5 protein-coding genes and 1 pseudogene are annotated in these 5,137 nt (G+C 69.9%); 1 reads left to right on the top strand and 5 read right to left on the bottom strand.

Annotation, left to right across the window (positions count from 1 at the left end):
- Both G6018_RS06025 and fgd read right to left on the bottom strand, forming a co-directional pair.
- A partial coding sequence (locus tag G6018_RS06025; protein WP_182639162.1) for a suppressor of fused domain protein occupies positions 1-409 on the bottom strand: 409 nt, incomplete at its 3' end.
- Positions 406-1,425, bottom strand: a complete 1,020-nt coding sequence (gene fgd, locus G6018_RS06020) for a glucose-6-phosphate dehydrogenase (coenzyme-F420) (RefSeq protein ID WP_182639161.1) — start codon at positions 1,423-1,425, stop codon at positions 406-408. The genes G6018_RS06025 and fgd, both read right to left, overlap by 4 nt.
- A 477-nt stretch (positions 1,426-1,902) precedes the next feature.
- Here fgd and G6018_RS06015 point away from each other — a divergent pair, with 477 nt between their 5' ends.
- A complete protein-coding gene (locus G6018_RS06015) occupies positions 1,903-2,532 on the top strand; it encodes a hypothetical protein (protein WP_182639160.1) in 630 nt (209 codons plus the stop codon).
- A 47-nt stretch (positions 2,533-2,579) separates the two neighbouring features.
- On the opposite strand, the gene G6018_RS06010 is transcribed toward G6018_RS06015, so the two are convergent.
- The 3 genes and pseudogenes from G6018_RS06010 to G6018_RS17310 form a co-directional block, all read right to left on the bottom strand.
- The gene (locus G6018_RS06010; RefSeq protein ID WP_187700915.1) at positions 2,580-3,719 is read right to left on the bottom strand and encodes a hypothetical protein; all 1,140 of its coding nucleotides are present in this window, start codon (positions 3,717-3,719) and stop codon (positions 2,580-2,582) included.
- Positions 3,720-3,724: 5 nt separating this feature from the next.
- Complete coding sequence (locus tag G6018_RS06005) at positions 3,725-4,933, bottom strand: O-succinylhomoserine sulfhydrylase (RefSeq protein WP_182639159.1); 1,209 nt, start codon at positions 4,931-4,933, stop codon at positions 3,725-3,727.
- 50 nt (positions 4,934-4,983) lie between these two features.
- A pseudogene (locus tag G6018_RS17310) lies at positions 4,984-5,137 on the bottom strand (rhodanese-like domain-containing protein); the annotation flags it as partial.

The following is a 5,137-nucleotide window of genomic DNA, read 5'->3' as shown; positions in this document are numbered from 1 at the left end:
GTCGGCCGGAGTCGACGAGCCCCACCGCGCCCGGGATCACCGCGCCCGGCGCCACGTGGATGGACCCGGTGGCGACGGCCAGGGCGCACGCGTCCAGGACGTCGGCCATGGCGCGGTGTCCGGTGCGGCCGACGGTGACGAACTCACTGCGGATCTGCCGACCGTCGGGCGTGGTGACGTTGGTGGGGAGCTCCCGGGCGCCGACGGTGGCGTAGGTGGTGAACCCGGGCGCGGGGACGTTGTCGACGACGACGATGTCGCAGTGCCACTCTGTGGTCTGACCCTCCTCGTCGGCTTCCGTCTCGTGCGGGTAGCGCAGGACGCGGACCGACTCGGCCACGTCGAGGAGACCCTCGAGGCCGGAGAGGTCAGCCTTGTCCGGGCCCGGGACGGTGCTCGCGTCGCTCACGCCAGGTCACGCAACCGCGGCTCGAGGTCGGTCTTGAACAGGTCCAGGAACCGCTTCTGGTCGTGGCCCGGCGCGTGGAACACGAGGTGGTTCAGGCCCGCGTCGACGTACTGCTTGACCTGCGCCACGGCGTCGTCGGGGTCCGAGGCGACGATCCAGCGCTTGGCGACCTGCTCGATGGGCAGCTCGTCGGCCAGGCGCTCCATCTCCCGCGGCGAGTCCACGGAGTGCTTCTGCTCGGGGGTCAGCGACAGCGGCGCCCAGAAGCGGCAGTTCTCCAGGGCCGCGGCCGGGTCGGGGTCGTAGCTGATCTTGATCTCGATCATCCGGTCGATCCGGGAGGAGTCACGGTCGTTGATCCCGGCACCCTCCTCCACCGCCGGCAGGAGCTTGTCGGTGTAGAGCTCCATGCCCTTGCCCGAGGTGCAGATGAAGCCGTCGCCCACCCGGCCGGCGTACTTGGCCACCACGGGTCCGCCGGCGGCGATATAGACCGGCACGCCACCCTCGGGCACGTCGTAGAGGAACGCATCCTTGGTGGTGTAGAAATCGCCGTCGAAGTTGGTGGTCTCGCCGGTCCACAGCTCGCGCATGAGCCGGACTGACTCGCGCAGGCGGGCGAACCGCTCCTTGAACTCCGGCCACTGCCCCTGGTGGCCCGTGGCGATCTCGTTGAGCGCCTCGCCGGTGCCCACGCCGAGGAAGATGCGGTCCGGGTAGAGGCACGCCATGGTGGCGAAGGCCTGCGCGAGCACCGCCGGGTTGTAGCGGAACGTGGGGGTGAGCACGGATGTGCCCAGCTGCAGCCGCTCGGTGCGCTCCCCCACGGCCGTCATCCACGCCAGGGAGAACGGGGCGTGGCCGCCGTCGTGGCGCCACGGCTGGAAGTGGTCCGAGACCGTGGCCGAGTCCATGCCCGCCTGCTCCGCCAGGACCGCGTACTCGACCAGGTCACGCGGGCCGAACTGCTCGGCCGAGGCCTTGTAACCGAGCTTCAGTGCGGAGGTGGGGGGCATCGACGACTCCTCGTGGGTTGTGTGAGTGACTTCACCGACGTGGTGGTCGGGGCACTGCCATCGAGTATGCCAGCGCCATCGCGAGCGAGTTCCGGACTTGACAGCCGTGGGGTCTCGCCCTAACTGCCTCACACTTCACTCCCGGACCACTGAGAACCCGTAGACAACTCCGTACTTCTCGCCAGGTAACAACTTCAGGTGAGTCGAAGCGTTGTGGCGAAGATACCGCCACGGATGGCAATCGAAGGGGCGGCGCCGGGCGGCCGTCAACCAGGAGACCGGGACGATCGTCTACATCCGCTGACACGAGGCGCGACATGCCGATATCGGTGTGAGATTTGCCACTCGCCGGGGGCGGTCGTAACGATTCGGCCACCGGCGACCATACTCTGGATGAAGCGGCGATCATGGCGGGCCAGCCCGTGCCGGAGCCCCCTCCTCCGGACTGATCGCCGAGTGATGGCTTTCGGAGGAGCTATGCGGATTCGACACGCGGCCACCGCGCTGGTCGCCCTCGGCTCCGCTTCCGCCTGTGCACTCGGCGCCACGGTGATCCTCCAGGACCGCGAGGACGACGCCCGCGAGTCGGCGCTGCGCAGCTCCTCCTGGTCAGTGCAGGCCTCCACCGACTTCGGCACCACCTGGACCGCACCCATCTCCACCTACGGCGGGCACTTCCCCGTGCGCGTGGACACCGCCGGGCTCCGCAACCGTTCCGCGTACCAACCCCTGACCCTGCGGACGAGCGTCGACTCCCGCTCGGAGGCTCATGTGATGATCGGCAGGGGCGCGCTGGTGGAGGGCGACCCCACGACCGCCGCCAACGTCCGGATCCGGGCCGTCACCACCAGCGGAGGCGCCTGCGCCGCGCCCACGTTCAGCAGCGGTACCTCCAGCATCCTGGTCGGTGACGCGACTCTGCCGGAGCCGGTGGACGCCGCCACCGTCGACGAACCCCTGGTGCTGCCCGCCGCCACCCGCACCACCCCGGGAGCGCCCGTCACCGTGTGCCTCGAGCTGAGCATGAACTCGGCGTCCCCCGCGCCCGACTCGGTGCTGATGCTCGCCTGGCCCATCGACATCACCCGCGCGGACGCCGGAACCTGACCGACCCGTCACCCGACCGGCGGTCGGTCACACCCGCCAGGCCGGGTTCACGAACCGTCCTGGATCGCCTCACGCCGTCGCGCGGCCATCCGGTAAGCCTGCTCGTGCGCGGCCATGACCTTCCCCGGATCCGCGCCCTCGACGCGCGGCGGCGGCGACCGGGGTTCATCGATGGCCGTGCGCACCGCCCATGTCAAGGTGCCGGGGTCCTTGGGGTCGTACACCTCGCCCGAATGCTCGTCCGGATCGCAGCGGTCGAACCACTGCTCACGGAGGAAGCCCACGGCCGGCAGCACGGGCGCCACCCCCAGGTCCCGGCACAGCTCCAGCCAGGTGGAGTGGGTGGCGAAACGATACGGCAGGACACACACGTCGAGGGCGGCGAACTCGGCGAGCACGGGCCCCAGGTCGCGGGCCTCGTAACGGATCAACCGCACGGACTCCCACCCGCCCTCCGCCGCGAGCTCGGCCACCAGGTGGTGCCCGCCGCTCTCGCGGTCCTCACCGCACGCGTCACGCCACGCCTGCGCCTCCACGACGATCCGCAGATGCGCGTTCCGCCGGCCGGTCGCCACCGGCGCCAACAGGTCGAGCAGCTCGGGCCCCTCGATGTTCTCGCCCATCCGTTCCAACAGCACACCCACGACGGTGTCCCCGGGCGCCCGGAGGTGCGTGGAGGCGCGGATGGCCGACGAGATCTCCGCCTCGTCGAGTAGCCGAGGATGCGGCACCACCATCGCCTGCACACCCCACCGCACCCACAGTTCCCAAGCGGCGACCTCGGTGAGCGTGAGCACCTGTGCGGCGGCCCCCACGAGCGCGCCGGTGTGCCCCCGGTGCGGCTGCGAGTCCTCGTGCGAGGGGTAGACGATGTCGTGCACGGTCAGCACCATCGGGACCCCGGCGCGGGACAGGTGCTCGATCATGTCGCGGGCGCTCTCCGGCTCGAGATAGTCGTAACCGAAGTGCACGTGGGCCACATTCAGGCTCCCCAGGTCGCGGTCGGGGATCGGACGGGCGTCCTTCGCGTACGTGCCCGGGTGGGATTCACCGTTGACCACGCCCGGCCGCACCGGGACCATTTCGATGTGTCCCGACGACGCCAGTCCGGTGATCCTGCGGACGGCCGGGTGGGCTGCGGGCAGCACCGCCACCCTCGTCTGGGACGCGCCGCCATGTGACCGCATGAAACTTAGTTTAGACCCCTACGCAAGTCCTCGATGAGGTCTCCGGCGAACTCGAGCCCCACCGAGAGTCGGACCACGTTGTCGGTGATCCCCACCGCGGCACGCGCCTCCGGCTCCATGGACGCATGGGTGGTGGTCGCGGGATGGGTCACCAGGGACTTGGCGTCGCCGAGGTTGTTGGAGATGTCGATGACCCTCAGCGCGTTGAGGAGTGAGAAGCAGCGCTGCTTGCCGCGGTCCACCTCGTCGTCGTCGAACTTCAGACCGAACGTCACCACCGACCCGCCGCCCGACATCTGCTCCGTGGCCAGGGCGTACTGCGGGTGCGAGGGCAGCATCGAGTACCGCACCCACTCCACCGCGTCGTGCGACTCGAGAAACCGCGCCACCTCCAGCGCGTTGGCGGACATGCGCTCGACTCGCAGGCTCATGGTCTCCAGGCCCTTGAGCAGCACCCAGGCGTTGAAGGCGCTCATACCGAAGCCTGCATGACGCATCAGGTTCTGCACGGGTCCGGAGATGTACTCCTCCGGCCCCAGCACGGCGCCGCCCAGGACGCGGCCCTGACCGTCGATGTGCTTGGTGGTGGAATAGACCACGATGTCCGCGCCCAGCTCGAGCGGCTTCTGGTGCAGGACGGTGGCGAAGACGTTGTCCACCACCACCTGCGCACCCGCCGCGTGCGCCAGCTCGCAGACCGCGCGCACGTCCACCAGCTCCTGCATGGGGTTGGAGGGCGACTCGAAGAACACCGCGTCGGTCGGCTCACTGAGCGCCTCGCGCCACTGGTCCAGGTCGGAGCCGTCCACGAACACCGTCTCCACGCCCCAGCGCGGCAGGATCTCGTTGCAGATCACGAAACACGAGCCGAACAGTGCCCGCGAGGCCACCAGCCGCGAGCCGTTGCCCAGCAGCGCGGCCAGCGAGACGAACACCGCCGACATGCCGGAACTGGTGGCGAAGCACGCCTCGGCGCCCTCGATCTGCCGCAGCCGCTCCTGGAACATCGCCACGGTGGGGTTGCCGTAGCGGGAGTACACGAACCGCTGGATGTCCCCGTTGAACGACGCCTCGGCCGCCTCGGCCGACTCGTAGACGTAGCCGGAGTTGAGGAACATCGGCTCGGCGGTCTCCTCGAAGCCGGTGCGCATCTGCCCGGCCCGCACCCCCAGGGTGTCGGGGTGGAGTCCGTCGGGGAGCTCGTTGTTTCTCATCCGCTGCTTTCTGAGTGTCGTCGGTGGTGCGGGTGGCGGGTCGGGCCGGGTCAGGACTGTCGCCAGGGCAGTCCCGCGACCTTCCACCCGTTGACCGACCCGCGATGGCCCGCCGCGTCCGGGTCGCCCTCGAATCCCTCGGCCACGTTGTAGGCGGGGCCCAGGCCGGCGGCGGTGGCGGCGCTCGCGGCGGCGGCCGACCGG

Origin of the sequence: Dietzia sp. DQ11-44, assembly GCF_014145205.1 — a bacterium.
GTDB lineage: Bacteria > Actinomycetota > Actinomycetes > Mycobacteriales > Mycobacteriaceae > Dietzia > Dietzia natronolimnaea.
The sequence above is the reverse complement of the archived record's forward strand: the minus strand, read 5'-3'. Positions and strand labels throughout refer to the sequence as shown.

Excerpts from the sequence above, each read along its gene's own strand:
- fgd (WP_182639161.1), bottom strand. The coding sequence starts at position 1,425 with ATGCCCCCCACCTCCGCACTGAAGCTCGGTTACAAGGCCTCGGCCGAG.
- G6018_RS06015 (WP_182639160.1), top strand. The coding sequence starts at position 1,903 with ATGCGGATTCGACACGCGGCCACCGCGCTGGTCGCCCTCGGCTCCGCT.
- G6018_RS06010 (WP_187700915.1), bottom strand. The coding sequence starts at position 3,719 with ATGCGGTCACATGGCGGCGCGTCCCAGACGAGGGTGGCGGTGCTGCCC.
- G6018_RS06005 (WP_182639159.1), bottom strand. The coding sequence starts at position 4,933 with ATGAGAAACAACGAGCTCCCCGACGGACTCCACCCCGACACCCTGGGG.